The 24,837-nt window shown below is 71.3% G+C and carries 26 protein-coding genes and 1 riboswitch; of the genes, 9 read left to right on the forward strand and 17 right to left on the reverse strand.

What is annotated here, in order from left to right; all coding sequences use genetic code 11:
• Positions 1 to 97: 97 nt before the first annotated feature.
• On the reverse strand, positions 98 to 1,294 hold the full coding sequence (gene mycP / locus ACQPZX_RS24765; RefSeq protein WP_433359356.1) for a type VII secretion-associated serine protease mycosin: 1,197 nt from the start codon (positions 1,292 to 1,294) through the stop codon (positions 98 to 100).
• Between the two features lie 105 nt (positions 1,295 to 1,399).
• Positions 1,400 to 1,546: riboswitch (adenosylcobalamin (AdoCbl) riboswitch) on the forward strand.
• Positions 1,547 to 1,553: 7 nt separating this feature from the next.
• Between mycP and ACQPZX_RS24770 the strand changes: the two genes are divergently transcribed.
• On the forward strand, positions 1,554 to 1,745 hold the full coding sequence (locus ACQPZX_RS24770; RefSeq protein WP_433359358.1) for a CbtB domain-containing protein: 192 nt from the start codon (positions 1,554 to 1,556) through the stop codon (positions 1,743 to 1,745).
• Entirely contained in the window at positions 1,736 to 2,500 is a 765-nt protein-coding gene (locus ACQPZX_RS24775; protein ID WP_433359360.1) for a CbtA family protein, read from the forward strand. Before ACQPZX_RS24770 ends, ACQPZX_RS24775 begins: the two co-directional genes overlap by 10 nt.
• Before the next feature lie 44 nt (positions 2,501 to 2,544).
• Here ACQPZX_RS24775 and ACQPZX_RS24780 read toward each other — a convergent pair whose 3' ends face one another.
• Positions 2,545 to 3,549, reverse strand: coding sequence for a phosphotransferase (locus tag ACQPZX_RS24780; RefSeq protein WP_433359362.1), 1,005 nt, complete (start codon positions 3,547 to 3,549; stop codon positions 2,545 to 2,547).
• 69 nt (positions 3,550 to 3,618) lie between these two features.
• Between ACQPZX_RS24780 and ACQPZX_RS24785 the strand changes: the two genes are divergently transcribed.
• Genes ACQPZX_RS24785 through ACQPZX_RS24795 form a run of 3 tightly spaced genes read left to right on the forward strand, consistent with a single transcriptional unit; the run spans position 3,619 to position 5,674 of the window.
• A complete protein-coding gene (locus ACQPZX_RS24785; protein ID WP_433359364.1) occupies positions 3,619 to 4,203 on the forward strand; it encodes a winged helix-turn-helix domain-containing protein in 585 nt (194 codons plus the stop codon).
• Positions 4,203 to 4,856, forward strand: coding sequence for an SRPBCC domain-containing protein (locus tag ACQPZX_RS24790; RefSeq protein WP_433359366.1), 654 nt, complete (start codon positions 4,203 to 4,205; stop codon positions 4,854 to 4,856). Before ACQPZX_RS24785 ends, ACQPZX_RS24790 begins: the two co-directional genes overlap by 1 nt.
• Before the next feature lie 11 nt (positions 4,857 to 4,867).
• A complete protein-coding gene (locus ACQPZX_RS24795; protein WP_433359368.1) occupies positions 4,868 to 5,674 on the forward strand; it encodes an alpha/beta fold hydrolase in 807 nt (268 codons plus the stop codon).
• 8 nt (positions 5,675 to 5,682) lie between these two features.
• Here the strand turns inward: ACQPZX_RS24795 and ACQPZX_RS24800 are convergent, their stop codons facing one another.
• Complete coding sequence (locus ACQPZX_RS24800; RefSeq protein ID WP_433359370.1) at positions 5,683 to 5,904, reverse strand: hypothetical protein; 222 nt, start codon at positions 5,902 to 5,904, stop codon at positions 5,683 to 5,685.
• A 237-nt stretch (positions 5,905 to 6,141) separates the two neighbouring features.
• Between ACQPZX_RS24800 and ACQPZX_RS24805 the strand changes: the two genes are divergently transcribed.
• Positions 6,142 to 7,287, forward strand: a complete 1,146-nt coding sequence (locus ACQPZX_RS24805; protein WP_433359372.1) for a serine/threonine protein kinase — start codon at positions 6,142 to 6,144, stop codon at positions 7,285 to 7,287.
• A gap of 241 nt (positions 7,288 to 7,528) precedes the next feature.
• Here ACQPZX_RS24805 and ACQPZX_RS24810 read toward each other — a convergent pair whose 3' ends face one another.
• From ACQPZX_RS24810 to ACQPZX_RS24865, 12 genes are all read right to left on the reverse strand, one after another.
• Positions 7,529 to 7,867, reverse strand: a complete 339-nt coding sequence (locus tag ACQPZX_RS24810) for an RNA polymerase-binding protein RbpA (RefSeq protein ID WP_020517072.1) — start codon at positions 7,865 to 7,867, stop codon at positions 7,529 to 7,531.
• Between the two features lie 310 nt (positions 7,868 to 8,177).
• A complete protein-coding gene (locus ACQPZX_RS24815; RefSeq protein WP_433359374.1) occupies positions 8,178 to 8,702 on the reverse strand; it encodes an FxsA family protein in 525 nt (174 codons plus the stop codon).
• Between the two features lie 52 nt (positions 8,703 to 8,754).
• Positions 8,755 to 9,543: a polyprenol monophosphomannose synthase gene (locus ACQPZX_RS24820; RefSeq protein ID WP_433359376.1), complete on the reverse strand. Its 789-nt coding sequence runs from the start codon at positions 9,541 to 9,543 to the stop codon at positions 8,755 to 8,757.
• Complete coding sequence (gene lnt / locus ACQPZX_RS24825; protein WP_433385421.1) at positions 9,540 to 11,183, reverse strand: apolipoprotein N-acyltransferase; 1,644 nt, start codon at positions 11,181 to 11,183, stop codon at positions 9,540 to 9,542. Before lnt ends, ACQPZX_RS24820 begins: the two co-directional genes overlap by 4 nt.
• Positions 11,184 to 11,644: 461 nt before the next feature.
• Positions 11,645 to 12,910 (reverse strand): glutamate mutase L, encoded by a 1,266-nt coding sequence (locus ACQPZX_RS24830; protein ID WP_433359378.1) that lies wholly within the window; start codon positions 12,908 to 12,910, stop codon positions 11,645 to 11,647.
• Positions 12,907 to 13,272 (reverse strand): hotdog domain-containing protein, encoded by a 366-nt coding sequence (locus tag ACQPZX_RS24835; protein ID WP_433359380.1) that lies wholly within the window; start codon positions 13,270 to 13,272, stop codon positions 12,907 to 12,909. Before ACQPZX_RS24835 ends, ACQPZX_RS24830 begins: the two co-directional genes overlap by 4 nt.
• Positions 13,272 to 14,045, reverse strand: a complete 774-nt coding sequence (locus tag ACQPZX_RS24840; RefSeq protein WP_433359382.1) for an OAM dimerization domain-containing protein — start codon at positions 14,043 to 14,045, stop codon at positions 13,272 to 13,274. Before ACQPZX_RS24840 ends, ACQPZX_RS24835 begins: the two co-directional genes overlap by 1 nt.
• The gene (locus ACQPZX_RS24845) at positions 14,042 to 14,626 is read right to left on the reverse strand and encodes an RloB family protein (RefSeq protein ID WP_433359384.1); all 585 of its coding nucleotides are present in this window, start codon (positions 14,624 to 14,626) and stop codon (positions 14,042 to 14,044) included. Before ACQPZX_RS24845 ends, ACQPZX_RS24840 begins: the two co-directional genes overlap by 4 nt.
• Positions 14,613 to 15,731, reverse strand: a complete 1,119-nt coding sequence (locus tag ACQPZX_RS24850; RefSeq protein ID WP_433359386.1) for an AAA family ATPase — start codon at positions 15,729 to 15,731, stop codon at positions 14,613 to 14,615. The genes ACQPZX_RS24845 and ACQPZX_RS24850 overlap by 14 nt, the downstream gene beginning before the upstream one ends.
• Before the next feature lie 132 nt (positions 15,732 to 15,863).
• Positions 15,864 to 17,423 carry a lysine 5,6-aminomutase subunit alpha gene (locus ACQPZX_RS24855; protein WP_433385424.1) on the reverse strand — a complete coding sequence of 520 codons (1,560 nt, stop codon included), beginning with the start codon at positions 17,421 to 17,423 and terminating at the stop codon, positions 15,864 to 15,866.
• Positions 17,424 to 17,476: 53 nt separating this feature from the next.
• Positions 17,477 to 19,015 (reverse strand): amidohydrolase, encoded by a 1,539-nt coding sequence (locus ACQPZX_RS24860; RefSeq protein WP_433359388.1) that lies wholly within the window; start codon positions 19,013 to 19,015, stop codon positions 17,477 to 17,479.
• A 5-nt stretch (positions 19,016 to 19,020) separates the two neighbouring features.
• Entirely contained in the window at positions 19,021 to 20,052 is a 1,032-nt protein-coding gene (locus ACQPZX_RS24865; RefSeq protein ID WP_433359390.1) for an L-erythro-3,5-diaminohexanoate dehydrogenase, read from the reverse strand.
• A gap of 135 nt (positions 20,053 to 20,187) precedes the next feature.
• On the opposite strand from ACQPZX_RS24865, the gene ACQPZX_RS24870 reads away from it, so the two are divergent.
• Complete coding sequence (locus tag ACQPZX_RS24870) at positions 20,188 to 21,543, forward strand: KamA family radical SAM protein (RefSeq protein ID WP_433359392.1); 1,356 nt, start codon at positions 20,188 to 20,190, stop codon at positions 21,541 to 21,543.
• An 80-nt stretch (positions 21,544 to 21,623) separates the two neighbouring features.
• Here the strand turns inward: ACQPZX_RS24870 and ACQPZX_RS24875 are convergent, their stop codons facing one another.
• Positions 21,624 to 21,815: a CsbD family protein gene (locus tag ACQPZX_RS24875; RefSeq protein WP_433359394.1), complete on the reverse strand. Its 192-nt coding sequence runs from the start codon at positions 21,813 to 21,815 to the stop codon at positions 21,624 to 21,626.
• Positions 21,816 to 21,938: 123 nt separating this feature from the next.
• Between ACQPZX_RS24875 and ACQPZX_RS24880 the strand changes: the two genes are divergently transcribed.
• On the forward strand, positions 21,939 to 22,664 hold the full coding sequence (locus ACQPZX_RS24880; RefSeq protein ID WP_433359396.1) for a class I SAM-dependent methyltransferase: 726 nt from the start codon (positions 21,939 to 21,941) through the stop codon (positions 22,662 to 22,664).
• A gap of 616 nt (positions 22,665 to 23,280) precedes the next feature.
• On the opposite strand, the gene ACQPZX_RS24885 is transcribed toward ACQPZX_RS24880, so the two are convergent.
• Positions 23,281 to 23,727 carry a MarR family winged helix-turn-helix transcriptional regulator gene (locus ACQPZX_RS24885; RefSeq protein ID WP_433359398.1) on the reverse strand — a complete coding sequence of 149 codons (447 nt, stop codon included), beginning with the start codon at positions 23,725 to 23,727 and terminating at the stop codon, positions 23,281 to 23,283.
• An 83-nt stretch (positions 23,728 to 23,810) separates the two neighbouring features.
• Here ACQPZX_RS24885 and ACQPZX_RS24890 point away from each other — a divergent pair, with 83 nt between their 5' ends.
• The gene (locus ACQPZX_RS24890) at positions 23,811 to 24,806 is read left to right on the forward strand and encodes a quinone oxidoreductase family protein (RefSeq protein ID WP_433359400.1); all 996 of its coding nucleotides are present in this window, start codon (positions 23,811 to 23,813) and stop codon (positions 24,804 to 24,806) included.
• Positions 24,807 to 24,837: the final 31 nt, after the last annotated feature.

The raw sequence follows: 24,837 nt of genomic DNA on the forward strand, positions 1-24,837 counted from the left end.
TCGAACGGTCAGGGCAGGGCCGACCGCAGTGGTGGCCGGGCCTGCGGGGCACCGGCCGAGCGTTCGGTTTCGGCGAACGGTCAGGGCGGGGCGGCCGTCAGCGGTGGCCGGGGCCTGCCGGGCGCCAGCCTCGGGCCCGGCCGCGGCGGACGATCAGGGCGGCGGCGGCCAGCAAGACCACCAGGCCGGCGCCGATGGCGGCGAACAGCAAGGCCATCTGCTGGGAGTGGGCACGGCGGGCGGCCAGGGCCGCGACCGCGGGATCGTCGGGGTGCATCACCTGCGGGGCCGCCACGTTGCGGGTGTCGGGGCCCAGCGACTCGGTGATGGCACGGTAGGGGTTGAGCAGGCCGGCGCCGTACTCCTTCGTGCCGCCCGGCGGCGGGTCGGCGGTGGCTTTCAGGCGCTGCAGGACCTGGGCGGGAGTCAGGCCGGGGAAACGCTCGAGCATCAAGGCGACCGTCGCCGTCACGAACGGGGTCGAGAAGCTGGTGCCCTGGTCGGTCAAGTGGCCGGAGCCGCGGGCGGCGGCGGTCACGTCCTTGCCGTAGGCGACCAGGTCGACGTAGTCGCCCTTCTGCGAGAAGTCGGCCCTGGTGCCATCCAGGGTGACGGCGCCGACCCCGATCACGCCGGGGAAGTCGGCGGGATACGGGGTGTCGGCCTCCGTCTGGCCGGCGCCGTTGTTGCCGGCCGCCGCGACCACCACGACGCCGGCGTCCAGGGCACGCTGGACCGCGGCGGCCACCTCGGCGTTGTCGGCGGTCATCACCAGCGAGAGATTGATCACCTGGGCGTCGCCCTGGTCGACGGCCCAGTCGATCGCCTGCGCGAACTGGCGCGGGGTGCCGCGGTCACCGACCGCCTTGCCGTCGATCTCCTTCTGCTCGCTGATGCGGACCGGCACGATGGTCGCGCCGGGCGCCAGGCCCTGGAAACCGGTGTCCGAGGCGGGCCGGGCGGCGATGATGCTGGCGACCTCGGTGCCGTGGCCGACGCAGTCCTGGTCGGCGTTGTCGTCGCCGTGCAGGAAGTCGGCGCCGCGCTCGACGTTGTCCCTGAGCTGCGGGTGGGTGGCGTCCACACCGGAGTCGACGACCGCGACCCGCACGCCCTTGCCGGTGGCGATGGGGGCCAGGCGCTTCGGGGCATACACCTCGTCCTCGGGCGGGGTGCCCTTGAAGACCGGCAGCTTCGGCGGCGCCTGCTCGCACACCACCGCCTGCGCGGGGGCGGGCGCCACGAGCACGGCGCACAGCGCCACCGTCGCGGCCGCCAGGCGACGCCCCAGCATCGGATCACACCCCCGTCTACAACGATTGCGATGGATGGTACCGAGGGGGTGCGACAGATTCGGCGGGGCGCCGGTTGTGCGCGGGCACCGGCCGCCGTTAGGTTGAGGGCACCAAATCTGCGGCGTCGTGAGGGAAACCGGTGAGAGTCCGGTGCGGTCGCGCCACTGTGAACGGGACGACGAGTCCCGTGAGTCAGGACGCTCACACGTCGCAGCCTGTCGAACGGGACGCGTCATCCCGCAAGGAGGTTCTGCCCCCATGCCCCAGGCTCAAGCGGCCAACCCCGCTGTCTCCCCGCGCGTGCTGGTCACGGCCGTCGCCGTGGTGTCGCTCATGCTGCTGATCACCTACCTGGTCGCCTTCGACCAGGGCGCCGTCTCGCGCAGCGGGATGTTCCTGCACGAGCTCATGCACGACGGCCGGCACCTGCTCGGCGTCCCGTGCCACTGAGCGCCCGCACGACCGCGCCCACCTACGGCACGCTGCTGCTGCGGGGCCTTCTCGCGGGCCTGATCGCCGGGCTGCTGGCCGGCATCTTCGCGTACGCGGCGGGTGAACCCAAGGTCGACGCCGCCATCGCGATCGAGGAGGCCAACGCCCACGCCACCGGCGACGACGGCCACCACGACGAGGAGCTCGTCAGCCGCGACGGCCAGAAGGGCGGGCTGTTCCTGGCCACCGGCCTCTACGGCGTCGCCATGGGCGGGATCCTCGCCACCGCGTACACGGTGCTGCGCCGCCGCCTGCGCACCCGCAGCGACACCCGCGCCGCGCTCGGCCTCGCCGGCGCGGCCCTGCTCGGCATCGTCGTCGTGCCCTACCTGAAATATCCGCCGAACCCGCCGGCCGTCGGCAACCCGGCCACGATCAACCAGCGCACGATCAGCTACCTCGCGATCGTCGTGCTCGGCCTGGTCGCGATCTGGGCCGGGGTGATCGCCGCCCGCACCCAGCCGGCCGAGTGGCGCCAGGCCCTCGCCGGCGTGGCCGGCTTCCTGGTCGTCGTCACCATCGGGTACGCCCTGCTGCCCACGGTCAACGAGGTCCCCGACACGTTCCCCGCCACGCTGCTGTGGAACTTCCGGATCGCCTCGCTCGGCACCCAGGCGGTGCTGTGGTCAGCGCTCGGCCTCGGCTTCGCCGCCCTGGCCACCCGCCCGGCCGGCAAGCCCGCCACCGACAAGGAGACCGTCGCGGTCGCCTGAAGCCGCGGCCGCCACGCCTGGGGGGAGTGGCGGCCGCGGCGAACTCATCCGAGGACCTCGTCCGCCCACCGCACCACGACCTCCAGCAACGGCGCCCGGCCGGCGAACACACCGGCGAGATCACGCCGGTCGTACGAGAACGACGCCGGCATCATCAGCATCCGCGGCGCGATCCAGAAGTACTTCGCCGCGCCCGTCGTCTTGATCGCCCGCTCCACCACCGGCGTCGCGACCGCGCCGTCCAGCCCCCGCACGTACCCGTCGCTCACCGCCTTCAGCACCGGCGCCAGCAACCCGATGTCGACGAGGCCGTCCCAGAACGTGTCGAGGGCCAGGTTCGCCGCGTCCTCGCCGATCGCGCCCGGCCCCACGAAGGCCCAGTCCAGCAACACCGGACCACGCTCCGCCACGACCAGGTTCATCGGCCACACATCGTGGTGGCACAACGTACGCGGAAAGTCGTCGGCAGCCGCCAGCAAGTCGTGCCGCCGCTCCCACACGCGGCGCAGGCCGTCGCGCAGCGACGCCGGCCAGGCCGCCACCGCGACCGGATGATCCCAGTCGAAGTCCTCCGCCACGACCGGCTGGGCGAGCGTGTAATCCCGCAGGAAATCCCGCGCCAGCCATGGATCCGCCGGCAAAGAACCCAGCCATCTCGCGTGCCCGGCCCCGAGCCGGAAGGCGATGTCACCGAGCGACGCCGCGTCCAGCGAAACCTGCGACGCGCCGCCGACGTCCTCCAGCCACAAAGCCGCCGACCCGTCCGCCAACTCCGAGACCCCGAGCAACGACGGCGCCGAGAACAGCGGAAATGCGGTTGATGCCAGCCCCGACCCGTACGCGTCAATCTCTCGACGCCAGTAGTTGAAGTGCCCCGGGTCGGTGCTCGCGGAAAGGTGTGCGGCGGCGCCCGGCCGCCGCGGTGTCGCCACCTTAAGGATCACGGTGTCCTCGTCGCGGCGCACCCGCCACACGCCGCCCGTGACCTCGTTCGCCGTGCTGTGAGTGAGCTCCGTGGCCGCCCAGCCCGGCCGCAGCAAGTGATCCACATGTCGCAGCCTACAGCCGACCACAAAACAAGGCTGGACAACTTTTGTTTTCGGTGAGAGGGTCGACCCATGCACGACATCGCCGTCATCGAGGACCCCGCCGCCGCCGAGGTCTCCCTCGACCCCATCCGCAGCCGGCTCCTCGCCGAGCTCGCCCAGCCCGGCAGCGCCACCATGCTCGCCGGCAAAATCGGCCTGCCCCGCCAAAAAGTCAACTACCACCTGCGCACCCTCGAACACCACGGCCTCATCCACCTCGTCGAGGAACGCCGCAAAGGCAACGTCACCGAACGCATGATGCAAGCCACCGCCGCCTCCTACGTCATCTCCCCCGCCGCCATGGCCGCCGTCGCCCCCGACCCCGGCCGCGCCCCCGACCGCCTCTCCGCACGCTGGCTCCTCGCCCTCGCCGGCCGCCTCGTCCGCGACGTCGGCGCCCTCATCACCGGCGCCACCCAAGCGAAACAACGCGTGGCAACTTTCGCGCTCGACGGCGAGATCCGCTTCGCCACCCCCGACGACCGCGCCGCCTTCGCCGCCGAGCTCACCGACAACGTCACCAAACTCATCAGCAAGTACCACAGCGAAACCGGCCGCAAGCACCGCCTCGTCGTCGCGGTCCACCCGGCGCTCGACTCGAAGGAAGACCACTGATGGGCAAGGACTACGAGATCAACCTCGACGCCACCGTCGACGCCACCCCCGCCCAGATCTGGGACGCCATCGCCACCGGCCCCGGCATGACCACCTGGTTCATCGGCCGCACCGACATCGACGGCAACACCGTCCGCACCGCCTTCGGCGACAACTGGATCCCCACCGGCACGATCAAAACCAAAGATCAACCACAGCATTTCGCGTACGAGTCGGAGCGCGCACCCGACGGCCGATTCAGCGCCTACGAATTCCTCATCGAGGGCCGCGACCACTCCGCCACCGTCCTCAAGAGCGTCACCAGCGGCTTCCTCCCCGGCGACGACTGGGCCGACGAATACGAAGCCATGCAATACGGCACCCAGCTCTTCTTCGCCACCCTCGTCGAACACCTGCGCCACTACCCCGGCCAGACCGCCACCCCGGTCACCGCCTTCGGCCCGCCCGTCACCGACTGGGACGCCACCTGGAAAGCCCTCCACGAAAAACTCGGCGACGCCACCGTCTACTACAGCAACCCCCACACCCTCGGCCTGCGCACCCCCACCGGCCTGCACCGCTACATCCGCGGCTTCCACGGCGCCCTCGTCGCCGACCACGCCCTCTACACCCCCGACGACACCGACTGGACCGCGTTCCTCCACACCCTGTAAAGGACCCCGCCATGCCCACCGTCACCTCAGCCGACGGCACCACCATCACCTACGAGACCCACGGCGCCGGCCCCGCCCTCATCCTCGTCGACGGCGCCATGTGCTACCGCGACAACGGACCCAACCGCGGCCTCGCCACCGCCCTCGCCGACACCTTCACGGTCTACCTCTACGACCGCCGCGGCCGAGGCGAAAGCGGCGACACCGAACCCTGGACCGAAGACCGCGAAATCGACGACCTCCAAGCCGTCCTCACCGCCGCCGGCGGCCAGGCCTCCGTGCTCGGCACCTCCTCCGGCGCCGTCCTCGCCGCCGACGCCGCCGCCAAGCTCCCCGGCATCACCAGACTCGCCCTCTACGAGCCGCCCTTCATCGTCGACAACACCCGCGCACCACGCGAAGCCACCTTCATCGCCGACACCGAAGACCTCATCGCGAAAGGCGACCGCTCCGGCGCCATCAAGAAATTCATGAAGCACGTAGGCGTACCCGCGGCGATCGTCCACATCATGGCCTTCACCCCACCCTGGAAGAGGCTCAAGTCCGTCGCCCACACCCTCCCCTACGACCTGCGCATCCTCGGCGACACCGGCCGCGGCGCACCCCTCGACCCGGCCCGCTGGCACGCCGTCACCGCCCCCGCCCTGGTCATGGACGGCGGCAAGAGCCCCCAGTACATGCGCAACGCCGCCAAGGCCTTCAGCGAGGCCCTCCCCGACGCCCGCTACCGCACCATCCCCGGCCAGACCCACATCGTCAAAGCCGCCGCCCTCGCCCCGGTCGTCAAGGACTTCCTCACCGCCGCCAACACCCACTGAGCCCCGGGTCAGCGCGGCCGGCCGAACCGCCAATACAACAGGCCGCCGAGCGGAATGAGAAACAGGATCAGCAGCCGCCACGCCTCCCGCGGCAGCACCGCCACCACCGGCGCGCGCTCGAGATCCACCAGGCAGAGCCGCAGGAACCGGTAGACCACCACCACCGCGGCGATCACCAGCAGCATCGCCGTGGCCAGCCCCAGCGTCGCACCCACCCGATGCGGATCCATGGCTGCCTCCACGCGCTCTCGGCCGAAACGCTACTCCGGCCCCGAACCGTCCGGCGACGTCAAATCCGGAAGGTGGGTCGTCGTTGATTCCTTTTTGGTTTGGGGGTGAGCGCGTCTGTGCGACGGCGCACTACGCGTAAGGCATCCTAGGATGGAACGGCCAGGGCGGTGGAGCGCGAAGTGCCGCCGGTGTGGTGACGCTGATCGCCCCGCCGGCCCGCCTAGGGTGATCAGGCAATGAGCGACAACGACACCCTGGACACCGAGACCCGCCCCTGCGCCCACTGTGGACGCCCCGTCCCGCAGCGCGCCTCGGCCGGCCGGCCCTTCCGCTACTGCCGGGACAACGACGGCGAATGCCAGCGCGCCTCCCGCAACAACCGGATGCGGCACCGCTCCTCCCCCGGCCTCGCCGGCCAGGTGGCGCGCACCTGGGAAGTCGTCGACCGCCTCGACCAGCTCGTCGAAACCCTCACCGACGCCCTGCACTCCGAGCTCTCCCCCGCCGGCGTGGAACGCCAGCTCGCCGAGCTGCGAGCCGAGACTTCCACCCAGGTGGCCGCCGCCCACACCGAGCGCGACGAAGCCCGCCGCGACGCCGAACGCGCCGAAACCGCCGCCGCCAACGCCCAGCAACTCACCGCCGCCGCCGTGGCCGAACGCGACGAGGCCCGCCACCGCGCCGACGAATCCGACCGCAAGGCCACCGCCGCCGCCGAAACCACCGGCCAGGCCCAGGCCGACCGCGACGAGGCCCGCCGCGAGGCCACCGCGGCCGCCGCCCTCCGCGAGCGCGCCGAGTCCGAACGCGACACCGCCCGCAACGAGCTCGCCGACCTCCGCGACCAGGGCCGCCAAGAACTGACCGCCGCCCGGGAAGAGGCCCGCCAGGAGCTGACGGCCGCACGGGAGGCAGCTCGCGACGAGTTGGCCGCCGCCCACGCCCAGCTCCAGGAGACCCGCCGCGAACGCGACGCCCTGGAACGCGACCTGGCCACGAGCATCCAGCAAGCGCAGCAGGCCACAACCCGCGCCGAGACGCTGAGCGATCAACTCACGGCCGCACAGAAAACCACCGATTCCGTACGCCGTGAGCACGCCACCACCACCGCCGAGCTCACCCAGGCCCGCCAGGACCTGTCAGCCGCCGTCACCGAACGGGACACTCTGCGCCGCGCCCAGGACGACCTCACCCGCACCGCCGACCGGGCCACCCAGGACCGGGCCGACCTGGAACGCCGCCTGACCGCCGCCCTGGCCGACGCCGAGTCCGCCCAGGCCCGCGCCGCCCAGCTCTCCGCCCAGGTGAGCGACCTCGCGTCGGCCCTGGCTTCCCTCGGCACCCGCCCGGCGCCACCCCAGCAGGCCCGCACGTCGTCCTGAGGCGCCCCTGTGGACGACGGCGAAAAATGTCGTAGGCCTCTGCTTTACTCACCCCACCCAGTGAACGGGGTGGGGTTGGAGACCAGCTGCCGTTGATTCGTTTTTGGGTTTTCGCCTGCGCGACGAGCGTGACGAAGCGCACCCCGCCTAGAGCATCCTAGGATGATGGCTTTGTCCTGAATACGCGAAATGGCCGTCCCGGCGCGGGACGGCCATTTTCGTCTTCGGTTGACTACCCGGGTCAGCGGCCCCGGCGGGTGCGGACCTCCTGGAGCCGTTCGTTGAGGATGTCCTCCAGCTCCGAGATCGACCGCCGCTCCAGGAGCATGTCCCAGTGGGTGCGCGGCGGCTTCGCCTTCTTCTGCTCGGGCTCGCTGCCGTCCACCAGACGGGCGACGCTGCCGTCGAACTTGCACTCCCAGGTGGTGGGCACCTCGGCGTCGACGGCGAACGGCACCTCGAACTGGTGACCCTTGACGCAGAGGTACTCTCGGGTCTGCCGGGGAGCCAGCTCGGTGTTGCGGTCGGACTCGTAGCTGACTGCGCCAAGACGGCTGCCGCGCAGCATGCGTTCGCCCATGATCGGCTTTCCCCTCGCTCGTGGTGCTGCTCTCGTTGGTGTAACGAAAGGGGCGGCCGCGGGATTCCACGGTCGCCAAGGCTCTGGTCCCACCGTTGTGACGGCGGTGTTAACGCTACGAGCGTAACCGGACCCGGCCCGTTCCCGTCAGGGCGGACCCTCGCCGAAGTGGACCTTGGTCCACTTTACGGGGTTATGGGTGTTCTGCGGGTGGTGCGATGTCGGTCACTCGTCCGGTTACCCGGCAATCCGATGAGTGGTTCTGCTCGTCGTCCGGAGATATTCGTCCGGCGGACACCGGAACTGAGGCTTACCGCAAGACCTCGCCCTCGATGACCTCACCCTCGATCGCCGCCGTCGGGGCCGCGACCGGGGTCTGCTCGGGCACCACCACGGTGACAGGCTCGCCGCGGCGCACCTTCACCCGGCGCGGGCCGAACAGGTCGCCGGCCACGAGCGGGTCGACGCGGCGCTCGGCGAACCGCTCGATGCCCCGCCGGGCCAGGATCCGCCCGGGCGGCACCAGCAGGAACAGACCGGCCACCGAGGTGATGAAGCCGGGCACGGCCAGCAGCAGCGCGCCGCCGAGACCGGCGAGGGAGTTGCTCACCTGCGGGCCGGGCGGGCGGCCCTCGACCGCGGCGGCCTGGAACGCGCGCCAGCCGCGGATGCCCTCGCGGCGCAGCAACGCCATGCCGGCAACGGTGAAGACGGCCAGCAGGAGCAGGGCCCAGCCGCCGCCCAGGGCGTGCACGACCGTCAGGAACACCGCCACCTCGGCGACCGCGAGCACGGCCAGGGCAAGGGGCAGCAGGGCAAATCCTCGACGCTGCATGGGAGCCTCCGGTGTCACGCCAGTCGGTCAAGCATGACACGCACCGGCCCGGTCACGGCCAGGTCGAACCCTGGCGGGGCTTGCGCCCGAGCAGCTTGAGGGCGCCGTCGCGGCGCGCCCGCACCCCCCACACGGTGACCCTGAGCAGCTGTTCCTTGAAAATGTTGCCGCTCATCTTGCTGACGCCGTGTTCGCGCTCAGTGAACGTGATGGGCACCTCGGTCATCCGGAAACCGTTGCGGTACGACCGCCAGGCGAGCTCCACCTGGAAGGAGTACCCGGTGGAGGCGACCGTCTCGACGTTGATCGCGTCGAGGACCGGCATCCGGTACGCCCGGTAGCCGCCGGTCGCGTCGCGGAACGGCATGCCCAGCGCCATCCGGATGTAGATGTTGCCGCCGCGGGAGAGCAGCAGCCGGTGCATCGGCCAGTTGTGCACGCTGCCGCCGGCGATGTAGCGGGTGCCGAGCACCGCGTCGTGGTCGGCGAGCGCGTCGAGCAGCTTCGGCAGCTCCTCGGGGGCGTGCGAGCCGTCCGCGTCCATCTCGACGACCGCGTCGTACCCCTTGTCCTTGGCCCAGGCGAAGCCGGCCTTGTACGCCGCGCCGAGGCCCTCCTTGCCGGCCCGGTGCAGCACGAAGATGTGGTCGTCCGCGACGGCCAGCTCGTCGGCGATCGCGCCGGTGCCGTCGGGAGAGTTGTCGTCGGCGACGAGGATGTCGACCTCGGGCACCGCGGCCCGGACCCGCCCGGTGATCATGCGGATGTTGTCCGCCTCGTTGTAGGTCGGGATGACCACGAGGACCCGTCCCACTCCCGGGTAGCCTTCCGCGTCGCTCACCGTGCCTCCGCCTTCTCCGCACCCTCGTCGGTGATGTCACGCCGGCCGCGCCGCAGCACGAACGCGCCGACCAGAGCGGCTGCCGCCAAGGCGACAGCCGCGAGCTCGGGCAGCACGCCCAAGCGAGTCGCCAGCGTACGCGACGACCCCAGATGCATCGCACGCACCTGCACCGACTTGGTGTTGAATCCTGTCTCCTTGTGAACGCTGCCGTAAACGTCGACAAAGCCCGATACGCCCACCGTGGAAACCATCAATGAGTCGCGGCCGTGCTCGACCGCCCGCAGCCGCACCATCGCCATCTGCTGGCGCGCCTCGGCCTCGTTGAAGGTGGCGTTGTTGGTCTGCACCGCGAGGACCTGCGCGCCGCCGGTGACGGTGTCGCGCACGATGCCGTCGTAGGCGACCTCGAAGCAGATCACGTCGCCCAGGGTCAGCGGGCCGGTGTGCAGCACGCCGGGCTTGGAGCCGGGCAGCATGTTCTTGACCAGGTCGACCTTGTCGGTGACGAGCCGGGCGATCGAGCGCAGCGGCATGTACTCGGCGAACGGGACCGGGTGGCGTTTCACGTACCGCTGGGTCGGGTCGGGGCCGGCGCCCGGCACCCACAGCAACCCGGCGTTCTTGATGTTGTTGGGGTTGCCGGTGCGCAGCACCGCGCCGACCAGGATGGGCGCGCCGATCTCGTCGGTGGCCGCCGAGATCTCGGAGGCGGCGTCCTGGTTGCGCAGCGGGTCGATGTCGCTCGAGTTCTCGGGCCAGACCACCAGGTCGGGTTGTTTCTGCTTGCCGTCCCGGACGTCGGCGGCCAGCGCGAGGGTCGCCTTGACGTGGTTGTCGAGCACGGCCCGGCGCTGGGCGTTGAAGTCGAGGCCGAGGCGCGGCACGTTGCCCTGCACGATCGCGACGACCTTGGTGGGACCGCCCGCGTCGCCGACCGGCAGGGCCCGCGGCAGCGCCACGAACACGAACGCGATCAGCAGCAGCACGAGGACCGGCTCACGCCACGGTTTGCGCCATTCCAGAGTCTTGAGAGAGGCGAGGGAAGGGCGCAGGAAGAACAGCCCGACCAGGGCGCCGCCGGCCGCGGCCACCGCGAACGTGACGGCGGGAGCGCCGCCGTACGCCGCCAGCCGCAGCGCCGGGGCATCGGCCTGGCTGAACGCGAGCCGCCCCCACGGGAACCCGCCGAACGGGGCCCGGTCGCGCGCCGCCTCCTGGGTCACCCACAGCAGGCCGAGCAGCAGCGGCCACAGCAGCCCCCGGTAGCGGTCGAGCAGCGGCCGCAGCCAGGCCGTGGCCAGGCCGGTGAGGCCGAAGAACACCGCCTCGGCGGTGGAGAGAAGCGCCCAGGGCAGCCAGCCCGCCGCGAAGCTCGTCCAGCGCAGCAGCGGGAAGAACAGCACCACCCCGGCCAGGAACCCGAGCCCGAACCCGGCCCGCAGCCGCCGCCGGTGGGTGGCCACCGCCAGCAGCGCCACGCCGACCGGCGCGAGCGGCCAGAGATCGAACGGCGGAAGCGCCAGCAGCAGCGCCAGCCCGGCGGCGACCGAGAGGATCAGGGCCGGGCGCAGCGGCACCGGCGCGGGCGGCTCGGGGTGCGCCGTGACCTGGGGCGCGACCGGCGGCTGGAGCGTCATTTCCACGCGCGAGAGGCTACCGGTCCGAGCTGGGAACCCGGAACACGGGAACAACAGGAAAAGGCGCGGCCGCGAAGTTCCGGCCACGCCTTTTCTGCTCCCTTGTCTCCCGGGCACGGCCGGTGGGTCAGCAGGACGTCGCGTACGCCTTCGGACCGACGCGCCGAGGACTGGCTGCCCACGTCGTGCCGTTGTCTACTGGCGCCGCTCCGTTCCCCTGCCCCACCGACGCTGCAATCGGTCAACAGCCGCCCCGCCGACCCCCGCCCACTGGACCTGGCTGAACGCGCGACCCCTGCGAGGACTGCGGCCAGTGGGAGGAGGAACGAAGTAGACAACGATCGCTTGCCGTGCTCAGGACCTGAAGACGGTACGTCCGGCCCCCGCCCGCCTGTCAACAGCCTCCCCCGCTCCCGGGCGTGTCGCGTTCCTCGGCGTGTCATGTCCCGTACCCGATCGAGTTACAGCGTGTTCAACAAGGCGACGGCGGCGTCACGGTGATCGATGGCCAGCAGGCCGGCCGCGGCGAGCACGTACCGCTCGTCGACCACGGTACGGGCCCCGGCCGGCGAGGCCCACCCGCCGGCGGTGTCGGCCAGGACCGCTTGCAGCACATACTGCCCGCCGCCGTGCCGCAGCACCCCGCCGGATCCGACCACCAGGCGGACCTCCCGCAGGTCGCGGCCTCCCGTGCGTGGTTGCCCCGCACCCGGAGAGTGACCGCGGGCGTGCCGCCGCAGGGCCACGATCGCGGCCGCGGCGGCCAGAGATCGATCACTCTCCGGCGTCGGCGGCTGTCCGGTTTCCGGAAGTGCCAATTTCTCGGCTGTGGCAGCCGCCACAGTTCCGGGGGCACCGACTGCAACACCGAGGTCACCCTCGACGGTCCGGGAGCGCCACAGCGTGCCCGCGACGTCACGCCGCGGCCCAGCCGTCAGCTCCGCGTCGGGCACCAGCGCCGAGTACACGTCGGTGGTCGCGCCGCCCACGTCGACCACGAGGACGCCGGTGCCGGTCAGGTCGGCGAGCAACTCCACTCCGGCGAGCACGGCGTCGGGGGTGGCGGCCCGCACCAGCGAGGCGAAGCGGCCGCCTTTCGAGAGTCGCTTGCCGCCGATCACATGCCGCAGAAAGACGTCGCGAATCGCCGCACGCGCCGGCCCGGGGTCGAGCACGCCGATCTTCGGTAGCACATTGGAGGTCACGGTGACCGAAATGTCCCGAGCGGCCAGCAGGGAGGCGGCGTCATCGGAAAAGTCGGAATTGCCCGCCACGACGACCGGCACGCGCAGCCGAGAGGTGGCCAGCCGCCCGGCGTTGTGCAGCAGCACCGACGAGTCACCCCCATCGGTGCCGCCGACCAGGAGGATCACATCCGGGCGGGACGCGCGCAGAGCGGTCACGGCCCGGCCGTCCAGAAGACCAGACGCGACGTGTACGACTTGGGCACCGGCCGACAGGCCCACCCGGTGCCCCGCCTCCGCGGTCACCAGGGCCTCGTAGCCCACCACCGCGAGCCGCAGACCCCCGCCCGCCGAGCTGCAGACGTACAGATGATCGGTCTTGGCAAACCCCACCGCCGCGACCGCCTGATCCAGACCGGCCAGGACGTCGCTCGCGGCCGTTGTCGGCACCTCCGCCCGGCCGGTCATCTCCCCCGTGGTCAAAGAGACACGGCAGGCTTTCGTGTACGTGGAGCCGACGTCGACGCAGACGGCGGCCGTCATCCCTTGGGCGGCACGACAACCGTGCCCGTTGCGGTCACGGCCACGATCGGCTCGTCGAGCACCGCGGCCGACGATCCCCCGGTGCCCCGGCAGACGACCTTCGACTCGAACGCGATCTTCCGGGACCGGGTGCCCATCTTGACCACGGTCGCGGTGATCTCGAGGACGTCGCCGGCCTGCACGGGCGCCTTGAACTGGACGTCGTCGTAAGAGGCGAACAGCCCCTCGTCCCCGTCGAGCTGGATGCACACCTCGGTCGCGACGTCACCGAACAGGCCGAGCGAATAGGCGCCGTCGACCAGGTTCCCGGCGTAGTGAGCGTGCGAGTAGGGCACGTAGCGGCGATGCGTCACGGTGATCATCAGAGAGGGCCTTCAGTCCGGTCAGGGGTGGTGGTGGGGTGGTTGGACGGGCCGGCGAGGGCGTGAACGAGGAAGGAGGCGACTTCCCGGGGCGTGGTGCCGCGGCCGAAGATCCGGTCGACGCCGAGCTCACCGGCCATCAGCTCGTCGAAACGCGGCCCGCCCACGATCAGAAGCGGTCGCTTGCCCTCCGGCAGCGCCTCCCGGAACGCCGCCGACATGGCCCGGGTGTTCTGCAGGTGCGCGTCGCGCTGGGTGACCACCTGCGAGACGAGCACGGCGTCGGCCTTCTGCTCGCGGGCCGTCTCCACCAGGTCGGGCACGGAGACCTGCGCGCCCATGTTGGTCACCGACAGCTCCCGGTAGTACTCGAGGCCCTTCTCACCGGCGATCCCCTTGAGGTTGAGGATCGCGTCGATGCCCACGGTGTGCGCGTCGGTCCCGATGCACGCCCCCACCACGTTGAGCCGGCGGCGCAGCTTCCGCTTGATGACCGCGTTGACCTCCTTGGCCGACAGCAGCGGATAGTCCCGCTCCACGACCTGCACCTTGTCGGTGTCGACCAGATGGTTCACCTTGCCGTAGACGACGAAGAACGTGTACGCGTCGCCCATCTGCTTGGCGTGCACCAGCATCGCCGGGTCCATCCCCATCTTCCCGGCGAGTTGCAGGGCGGCGCCCTCGGCGCGCTTGTCATGCGGGATCGGCAGCGTGAACGACAGCTGCACCATCCCGTCCCCGGTGGTGTCCCCGTAGGGCCGAATGATCGTCATTGGTTCTCCAGTACCGCGCCGACCAGCCGCCAGACGCTCGTCGAGGGATTGCGGGTGTGGTCGTTCCCGGTGGGGTCGAGCTTCCTGGCGCGCTCGATCGCCCGGTCGACGCCGCCGGCGAAGTCGCTGAACCGCAGGCGCGCTTTGTCGTAGTTGCGTACGTGCTTCCTGAGCTGTCCCGTCACCGCGCCGCAGTCGGAGAGGAACGCCGTGCGGTCCTCGTGGTGCAGAAGGAGCCAGAGCTCGAAACACGGGTTGGAGACGGCGATGCTGATGCCGGTCTGTTTCGCCGCGGCCGCCGCCACGGTGACCTTGCGGCCTTCGCTCTCGTAATGGTCGACGTCGGTCACGCACCACACCTCGTCGAATTCCGCGAGGTCCCGCCGTTTGCGCGCGTACGCGACCAGCTGATCCGGCGCCGACGGCTTGGTGACGATCTCCATGGTCGCGAGCCTGCGATGATCACGCAGGCCCTCGAGGTAGGCCAGCTCGGTGCTGCCGGCGCCGATCACGATGAGGAACGTGCGCCGGGGATCCCGGATCGGCCCGCGCCGGCCGCGAGGGGGCTCACGGCGGACCATCGGCGCCGTCCCCACGGGCAGCCAGGACCGATTTGACGAGCGAGTCCTCGAAGACCACCGGAACCGCCCCGTAGCTGCCGGCCAGATAGCGACGCTCGCGGTTCTCGCCCTTGCGAGGGTGGAAGTCCGACAGCGGGAAGAGGCGAGACGCCCCGTCCTGCTTCTCCACGAACCAGATCTCGTCGCGTTGGAGCACCTCTCCGCCGAGATTGGTGCCCAAAAGTGTGGCGTCGTGCGTCGTGAAGACCAGTTGTGCGCCCTTGGCGTTGGTCCCTGGGTTCCGGAACAGCTCGATGAGTCGGGCCGTCAGCCGCGGATGCAGGCTGGCATCGATCTCGTCGACGACGAGCACCGAACCCAGAGCGAGCACATCCAGGGTGTAGATCAGCAGCTCGGCCCAGGCCAGTGTGCCCTCGGACTCGTCCGCCAGGTCGAGCGGCACGCCGTCGGGCCCGTGCAGCACCCGGACCCAATGGCGCCCCGCAACGGTCTTCTCGAAGGCGATGGCCTTGATACCGAGGTCCGCGACCCGCAACAGCTCCAGGAACTCCCGATGCGAGTGATGGGTCGTGGACATCAGCAGCGGCAGCATCTCGCGGACCTTGGCAGGGTGGACGAGTCTCCTGCGGAACCAGTGGTAGACCGGCTTGACTTCGGCCTGGTTGGCCTGCGACGCGGTGCTCAGCAACAGCGCGTTGTCACGCAGCAGTCCACGCAGCAGATCCGCGCGTCCCCGGCGCTCCGGCAGGGTGGACCCGAGCTCGATCTCCTTGCCACGGCGTTCGAACACGACCCGCTCGCGGCCGTGGGGATAGGTATGCAGCCATTCCTCCTGAACAACCTCGCTCGTGACCGAGAAGCCGTAGACCCATTGCACATCGTCGATGAGAAGGTCCACGACGTACACGGACGGACGTGTCTCGTCGGCGTCCAGCCGGAAGCGGGCGCGCGGGACGCCGGAGTCCGCCTCCCAGACCCGGAAGGAGTCGTGTACGGCTGTCTGCATCCAGCGCATCGCGTCAAGAAGATTCGACTTCCCGGACGCGTTGGCGCCGTAGACGGCGATGACCGGCACGACCGAGCCTGCGCCCGCGTACTGCGGCATCAGCAGCAGTTCCTGCTCATCGCGCAGCGATCGATGGTTGGACACCCGAAAACTACGAAGCACCGGCGGCCTCCAAGCGATTTACTCGCCCCACCTTGCAAGTAAATCGCGAAATGGGGATCCTGTCTGCCGTCAACGGGTCTCCAGGGCCTCGGTCACCGGGTTGTAGTAGTCCTCCTCGTGCCTCGCGACGCCGTCGAGGCCCTTACCGCGGTCGGCCGGGCGCTTCATGATGCCGAAGGTGCCGTCGGCGATCGCTTCCAGCAGGGTGTCGTCGACGATCTTCTCGAGGAGGTCGACAGCCTCCGCGAGGACGGCGTGGGCGCGCTGCTGGATGAAGCCGCCGGGGGCCGGGACGAAATCCTCGTGCAGGTTGCCGGCGCCGTTCAGGACGTAGCGGACGTTCTGCAGGGCCACGTCGCGGTCCGACAGCCACGGCGTCACGACGGCCTCGGTCATCATGCCGACGAGCAGGATGCCCTGGCCGGTCAGCGCGCCGACCAGGTTGAAGAAGCCGTCCAGAAGGTTGCCGCGGAAAACGTCACCGGTCATGTGCTTGGTCGGCGGCATCCACTTCAGCGGCGCGTCGGGGAACAGCTCGCGGGCCAGCAGCGCGTGCGCCAGCTCCAGGCGGAACGACTCCGGCAGATCGGGGTTGATCTCGAAGGCGTGGCCGAGGCCCAGCTGCCAGTCGGCCAGGCCCGCTTCATGGGCGAAGAACTCGTTCAGCAGCTGCGACACCGTGACCGTGTGGGCGGCCTCGACCGCGTCGGCCGTCGTCAGGTAGTTGTCCTCGCCGGTGTTGATGATGATGCCGGCGCGGGCGTGGACCTGGCGGCTGAAGCGCTGGTCGACGAAGGTGCGGATCGGGTTGATGTCGCGGAACAGGATGCCGTACATCGAGTCGTTGAGCATCATGTCGAGGCGTTCCATGCCGGCCATCGCGGCCATCTCCGGCATGCACAGCCCGGACGCGTAGTTGGTCAGGCGCACGTACCGGCCGAGCTCCTTCGACGTCTCGTCGAGCGCCGCCCGCATGAGCCGGAAGTTCTCCTGGGTCGCGTAGGTGCCGGCGAAGCCCTCACGCGTCGCGCCCTCGGGCACGTAGTCGAGCAGCGACTGCCCCGTCGACCGGATCACCGCGATCACGTCGGCGCCGGCCCGCGCCGCGGCCTGGGCCTGGGGGATGTCCTCGTAGATGTCGCCGGTCGCCACGATCAGGTAGATCCAGGGGCGCTGCGGCGGATCCCCGTACCGTTTGATCAGCCGGTCCCGCTCGGCCCGGCGGCGATCGACCAGCCGCAGGCCGTCGCCGGTCGCCCTTTTCGCGGCCCGCCGGGCCGTCGTTGCTTCCGCTTTCTTTTCCGGTACGGCGAACCGCACGGCCCCCGCGGCTGCCTTCTGCGCGAGGACCGTGATGTCGTCGACGCCGGTGGCCCGCATCGCGTGGAACACCGGCACCGCGACGCCGTGCCCGAGCCCGACGTCGGCGCGCACCGCGTCGACGAGCCGGTTCACCCAGGGGATGCCGTCAGAGTCGGCGCCGCGGACCCCGGCCAGCCGCAGCACCGCCCGCTCCACCGACACCGTCGTGTGCGACCGGGCCAGGTCGACGACGGGCCGGCCCGCCTTCGCGGCGAGCCGCCGCGCCTTGCGCACGACCCGCGGGTCCAGATTCAGCTTCCCGGCCACGCTGCGTTCCTCCTGATTTCGGGCCCGGCCGGCGCCGTTGCCGGCCGGGGATGTCACCGTTCGAAGATCGTTTCGCCGGCCAGGACCGTGCGGGCGCAGGACGGCCGGGCCGGGACCACGCCCTCGACGTCGGGCAGCAGCGTGGGCAGGCCTTCGGTGGTGCCGGCCGGCGTCTCCCACACCGCGAACGTCGCCTGCTTGCCTGGCGCGAGCACGCCCGCGTCGGCGACCCCGGCCGCCCGCCAGCCGCCCCGCGAGGAGGCGGCGAACGCGGACCGCACGCCCATCCGGTGCACCGGGTTGGTCGGGGCCGCCGCGGCGACCACCACCGACCACGGGTCGAGCGCGGTCACCGGCGAGTCCGAGCCGAAGGCGAGGGGCACCCCGGTCGCGTGCATCGTGCCGATCGGGTTGCTGGCGAGGGCCCGGGCCCGGCCGAGGCGCTGCGCGTACATGCGGTCGGTGCCGCCCCACAGCGCGTCGAAGACCGGCTGCACCGACGCTGTCACCCCGAACTCCACCATCCGCGCGATCATCGGCTTGTCGATCAGCTCGACGTGCTCGACCCGGTGCCCGGCCGCGCGCACCTCGTCGACGCCGACCTGCTTGGCGGCGAGCGCGAAGCCGTCGAGAACCGCCTCGATCGCGGCGTCGCCGATCGCGTGGAAGCCACCCTGCACGCCGGCCCGCATGCAGTCGAGAAGGTGCGCGGCGGCCTGCTCGGCGGTCACGAACGCCTCGCCCAGGCCCTGGTCGCCGTCGTGGTACGCGTGCCGCAGCGACGCCGTCCGCGATCCCAGCGCGCCGTCGGCGTACAGGTCGCCGGCCGCGCCGACCGCACCCAGCTCCCGCGCCCGCTCGGCCCCGCCCAGCTCGCCCCAGTAGCCGTACACGAGCGGCAGTCCCTGCCCGGAGAGCGCGAGCACCGACAGCAAGTCTTCCTCGCTGGACGTGCCCGGGCCGCCGCACTCGTGCACCGCGGCGATGCCCATCGACGCCGCCCGGGTCAGGGCGGTGCGCTGCGCCGCGGTCCGCTGCGCCGGTGTCAGGGATCCGAGCGCCACCGCCCGTACGGCGTGGTGAGCGTGCTCCCGCACCCAGCCGGACTCGTCGTACCCGTCGATGCCCTCCGCCGCGACCAGCAGCGACGTCGACGCGAGGGCCGAGTGCACCGATGCCTGCGACAGATAGACGCGGCGGCCGGCGGCCGCCCGATCGAGCTCCGCCGCGGCCGGCGGCGTCTGGTCGGCCCAGGTCGACTCGTCCCAGCCGTGCCCGTGCACCACGCCGTCGGCCGGCCGCGTCTGCGCGAAGGCGGCGACCTGGTCGAGGAGCTCGGCGGCGGAACGCACGCCGGACAGGTCGAGGCCGTCGAAGGCCAGGCCGGTGTCGGTCGCGTGCAGGTGCGCGTCGACGAACGCCGGGGTGACCAGCAGACCGCCGAGATCCACCCGCCGGTCGGCGGACGGAGCGTCGGCGGCGTCGCCCAGCCAGGCGATCACGCCGTCGCGGACCAGCATGGCGGTGGCCCGCGGGTCGGCGGCGGAGTAGAAGCGGCCGTGGGTGAACAGAACCGAGGGGTGCTTCGTCATAGGCCTCAGTGTCCCGCGACGCGTTCCTCGAACAACCGCCGCACCGCCGGGACACGGCGCAGTAGGTCGACGGCGAACTCCGCGTGGCCGGGCAGGTAGCCGTTGCCGATCAGCATCGTCACGTCGGCGGCCAGGCCCTCGGCGCCGAGCGCGGCGGCCGGGAAGCTGGTCGCCATCGAGAAGAAGATCACCGTGCCGCCGGCGGCGGTGGCCAGGATCGCGCCGTGCTCACAGCCGGGGACGTCCACGCAGACCACCGTGACCGTGGCCGGGGCGCCCAGCGCTTCGGTGACCGCCTTCGACACCTCGACGGGGTTGCGGGCGTCGGCGATGGCAATGGCGTCGGCGAGTTCCGCGTCTCGGACAATTTGCGCCTCGCGCTCGTTGATCACGACCGCAACGGTCCGCGCCCCCGCCAGGCGGGCCGCTGTCAGCGACAGGGAGCCGCTCTTGCCGGCGCCGCCGAGCACCGCGACGGTCACCGGGGTCTCGTAGTCGCGGACCACGCGGTCGGTCAGCGCGGGCGCGCCGCACACGTCGTAGACGGCCAGGGCCAGCTCCGGCCGCAGGTCGTCGGGCAGCACCGCGGCGACCGAACGGCCGAACAGGATCGCCGTCCCCTGTGCCGGAACCTGCTCGCTCTTCCCGTCCCAGCCGGCCAGGCCGTCGGTGATCCGCAGCGGGGTCAGCGTCAGCGAGACGAGCGTGGCCACCCGGTCGCCGGGCTTCAGGCCCAGCGGCGACTGCGGGCCGGCCTCCTCGACCACGCCGATCAGCATGCCGCCCGAGCCGGTGACCGGGTTGTGCATCTTGCCGCGCGTCCCGACGATCTCGAGGACCTCGGCCCGGACCGCGTCGCCGTCACCGCCGTGCTTCTCGGCCAGCTGCCGGAAGCTCGCGGCGTCGAGGTTGAGCCGCTCCACCGCGATGCGCACCTCGTCGGCCGCGATCTCGGGACGCGCGTCGAGCCGCCACGCCGCCTGCGGCAGCACCCCCTCGGGCTCCAGAACCCGGGCAAGCCCCACAGAAGCCGACATGCGCACCACCTCTACCAAGAAATCAAGGACGTTGAACAGCGGTCTTACCGTAAATCCTCCGGGCATAGTGTTTCTAGACGAAAGAATATCCAGTACGTTGGTCGGGGTCCGCAACGTCGCGCCAGGGAGGCAGCCATGACCGCAGCAACGGGTCAGCCTTACGACTACCAGCGCCGCCCCCTGGTCGAGCCGGACTGGACCAGATTCCCCGGCTGGCGTGACGTCACCGCCGCCCAGTGGGAGTCGGCCCAGTGGCAGCGGGTCAACTGCGTCAAGAACATCAAGCAGCTGCGCGCCGTCATGGGCGACCTGCTCGACGAGCGCTTCTACGCCGACCTCGAGGCCGACCAGCAGCAGCACGCCACCATGTCGATGCTGATCCCGCCGCAGATGCTCAACACCATGGTCCCGGCCGGGACGCCCGGCACGGAGTCGTTCTACGCCGATCCCGTACGGCGTTACATGCTCCCGGTGGCCTCCGACCGCGACCCGGTCTGGCCGTCACACCCGCACGCCACCCGCGACTCGCTGCACGAGCACGACATGTGGGTCGCCGAGGGCCTGACCCACCGGTACCCCACGAAGGTCCTGGCCGAGCTGCTCTCCACCTGCCCGCAGTACTGCGGCCACTGCACCCGCATGGACCTGGTCGGCAACAGCACCCCCACGGTCGACAAACTCAAGCTGTCCCTCAAGCCGGTCGACCGCTACGACGCGCACCTGGCCTATCTCAAGGCCCATCCCGGCGTACGGGACGTGGTCGTCTCCGGCGGCGACGTGGCCAACGTGCCGTGGAAGCAGCTCGAGACGTACCTGATGGGGCTTTTGTCGGTGCCGACGGTGCGCGACATCCGGCTCGCCACCAAGGCCCTCATGGGCCTGCCCCAGCACTGGCTGCAGGCCGACGTCGTCGAGGGCATGCAGCGGGTCGCGATCACCGCGTCCCGGCGCGGCGTCAACCTGGCCGTGCACACCCACGTCAACCACGTGAACTCGCTGACCCCGCTGGTCGCGAAGGCGGCGCAGACGCTGCTCGAGGTCGGCGTGCGCGACGTGCGCAACCAGGGCGTGCTGATGCGCGGCGTCAACGCCACCACGGCGGACCTGCTGGATCTGTGCTTCGGGCTGCAGGGCGAGACCGGCATCCTGCCGTACTACTTCTACATGTGCGACATGATCCCCAACGCCGAGCACTGGCGGGTCCCGGTCGGGGTCGCCCAGCAGCTGCAGCACGACATGATGGGCTACCTGCCCGGTTACGCCACCCCGCGGATCGTCTGCGACGTGCCGTTCGTCGGCAAGCGGTGGGTGCACATGCTCAACGAGTACGACCGCGAGCACGGCATCTCGTACTGGACCAAGAACTACCGCACCTCGATCGAGAAGGACGACGCCGAGGCCTTGTCGAAGCTGTACGCGTACTACGACCCGATCGACACGCTGCCCGAGTCCGGGCAGGACTGGTGGCGCAAGCAGATGGCCACCGACTGAGCGTTTCTCCTCTGGGGGTGTGTCGGGCCCCGGGACTTCGTTGTCCCGGGGCCCGACATCCCTAACCGTGCGGGTTGGGTCTACTCGAACACGTCCTTGACGTTCTTGCCCGCGTCCTTGACGTGCTCGGCCGCCTTGCGGGCCTCGGCCGAAGCCTCCTGGGCCTCGCCCTTGGCCACCAGGCTCTCGTTGTCGGTGGCGCGGCCGACGGCCTGCTTCGCCTTGCCGGCCAGCTCGTCGGCCTCGTTCTTGACCTTGTCGGAGAAGCTCATCGGTTCGCCCCTTCTTGATTGTCGTCCAACAAGAATTTGCCCCCGCCGCCCGGTTCTGAAACCGTGCGCTCCGGGACACATCGCCTGAAGCGTCCTAGGACACTGCGATATAGGATCTTCGCCGTGAATGATCACGCCGCACACGCCAACTCGTTCGGGCCCGCCGCCGAGATCTACGAGCGCGGCCGCCCCGGCTACCCCGGCGCCGCCCTCGACTGGCTGCTGCCCGCCGGCCGCCCCCGCGTGCTCGACCTGGGCGCCGGCACCGGCAAGCTCACCCGGCAGATCACCGACCGCGGCCTCGAGGTGACCGCCGTCGACCCCTCCGAGGGCATGCTCGGCCAGCTCGCCATGGCCGTGCCCGGCGTGCCGGCCCTGATCGGCTCCGCCGAGGCCATCCCCCTGCCGGCCGCCTCCGCCGACGTCGTGCTGGTGGCCCAGGCCTGGCACTGGGTCGACGTGGCACGCGCCGTCCCCGAGGTGGCCCGGGTCCTCTCCCCCGGCGGCCGCTTGGGGCTGATCTGGAACCTGCGCGACGAGTCGGTGCCCTGGGTCCACCGCCTCGGCGAGATCATCGGCAACCAGGAACGCGAACGCCAGACCACCGTCGGCCCGCCCTTCGGCCCCGTCGAGGTCACCCACTTCCGCTGGTCCACCACCCTGGGCCCGGAGCGCCTGATCGACCTGGTCGCGTCCCGCAGCGCGATCATCCTGCTGCCCGCCGCCGAGCGCGCGGCGTTGCTCAACGAGGTCCGCAAGCTGGTCGCCACCCACCCCGACCTGGTGGGGCGCACCGAGTTCGAGCTCCCCTACGTCACCGAGTGCGCCCGAGCCGACCTCCCCACCTGACCCTCACCCCATCCCCGCTCACCCCACCCGGCCCACCTCACCCGGGCCAGGCCCGGCTCGGCTCACCCGCCCCGGCGGCAACCCACGAGTGGGCGCAGCTGATCGCCCTGCTGACCCGCCTGATCACCCCGCCGGTGGTGCGCTGAAGGCGGGTCCGGCCCCGCCGCAGCGTGGCCGAGCGCGGCAAGGCGGCGTGGCGCGGCACGGCGGCACGGCGCGGCACAATCTTGATGATGTGCTGCCCGGCACGAACGGAAAATCATCAGGCCAGCCCCGCGCGGGCCGGCGCGGGGCGGGCCGGCGCGGGGCGGGCCGGCGCGGGGCGGGCCGGCGCGGGGCGGGCCAGCGCGGGGCGGGCCAGCGCGGGGCGGGCCAGCGCGGGGCGGGCCAGCGCGGGGCGGGCCAGCGCGGGGCGGGCCAGCGCGGGGCGGGCCAGCGCGGGGCGGGCCGATCTTGATGATTTGCTGTCCGGCGCGAGCGGGAAATCATCAGGCTCTGGGCTACGTGATCAGCCTGCGGTGCACTTAAGCGGATATATCCGGCGCTTGTCTCGCGACTCGGGACCGGCCGTTCGTATACCGGGACGTGCGGCCGGCGTGCGGGGCCGGACCCGCCTTCAGCGCACCACCGGCGGGGTGATCAGGCGGGTCAGCAGGGCGATCAGCTGGGCCCGCTCGTCGGGGGTCAGGGCGGCGGTGAGCTCGTCGTTCGCCGCGGCGCCCAGGCGCTCGGTGCGGGTGAGCAGGTCGCGGCCTCGCGGCGAGATCGAGATGGCGTGCTTGCGGCGGTCGGACGGATCGGAGGCGCGGTCGACCAGGCCGTCGCGGTGGAGGTCCTGGACGATGGCGACCATCTCCTTGGGGTCGACGCCCAGGGTGCGGCTCAGTGTCGCCTGGGAGACCGGCTCGAGGTCGGCCACCGAAGCGAGGACGGCGTGGTGCATCATCCGGACGCCCTCGGTGGCCAGGGCCTCGGCCACCAGCCGGTGCCCGCGCGCGGCGGCCCGGCCCAGCAGCCAGCTCGGCAATCCACGGATGCGTTCGGGCGCGTAGGGCTCCGGCATGCGGATCACCCTACCGAAAACCGTTGGGGATACCCACCGTTCTTCACTATCGTGGGGGATCCCCAACGATTCCGGAGGTTGCCATGCGGCGCGTGCGTCATTACTCCTACGGCGGACCCGAGGTGCTGCGCCTCGAAGAGGCCGGCGAGCCCACCGCCGGCCCGGGCGAGCTACTGGTGCGCACCGCGGCGATCGGGGTGACGCTTCCGGCGGTGCGCCGCGTGCGCGCCGGGGATCCCACCGCCCTGCCCGCACCGATCGGCGGCGAGGTGGCCGGCACCGTCATCGGCGGCGAGGCCACCAGGCCCGGGCGAAGTGGCGACGCGGAGGGGCCCAGGCGAGACGGCGAGGCGGAAAGGCCGCGGAGAAACGGCGACGCGGCGGCGAGCATCGGCAGCCGCGTCACTGGGCTGTCGTTCACCGGCTCCTACGCGGAGATCGTCACCATTCCCGCCGCGCTCGCCACCCCCATCCCCGACTGGGCGAGCGACACCCTCGCCGTAGCCCTGATCCGCGGCGGCCACGTAGCCCTCGCCGCTCTCACCGCCGCCGCGCTCCGGCCGGGCGAGTCAGTCCTGATCACCGCGGCGGCCAGCGGCGTCGGCCACCTCCTCGTGCAGCTCGCCAAGCTGCGCGGCGCCGACCGCGTCATAGCCGCCACGTCCTCGCCGGCGAAGGCGGACTTCCTGCGCGGGCTCGGCGCCGACGACGTCAAGATTTACGGCGACCCGGTGGAGGTAGACGTCGTGCTCGACGCGGCGGGCGGCGACCTCATCCCGTGGGTCCTGGAAGCCGCGCGGCCCGGCGGAAGACTTGTCGCCTTCGGGTCGGGCCGCGGCGAGATCCCCGTCCCGGCGCTGATGGCGGGCGGCAAGACCGTCACGGGGCTGACCATCGCCCGGTTCGCCGCCGACGATCCCGGGCGCTACCAGGCGCACACCGCCGAGCTCTGGGAGCTCGCCCGCACGGACCAGTTGCGGCCCGCGATCCACGCCGAGCTTCCCCTCTCCGAGGCCGCCGCGGCGCACCGGATCATCGAGGAGCGAAAAAACCTCGGCAAGGTGGTCCTGCGGCCATAGGATCGATCCCGCTCGACTTCGGGGGGTGTCG

The organism is Actinoplanes sp. CA-142083 (assembly GCF_050942195.1).
Taxonomy (GTDB): Bacteria; Actinomycetota; Actinomycetes; order Mycobacteriales; family Micromonosporaceae; genus Actinoplanes.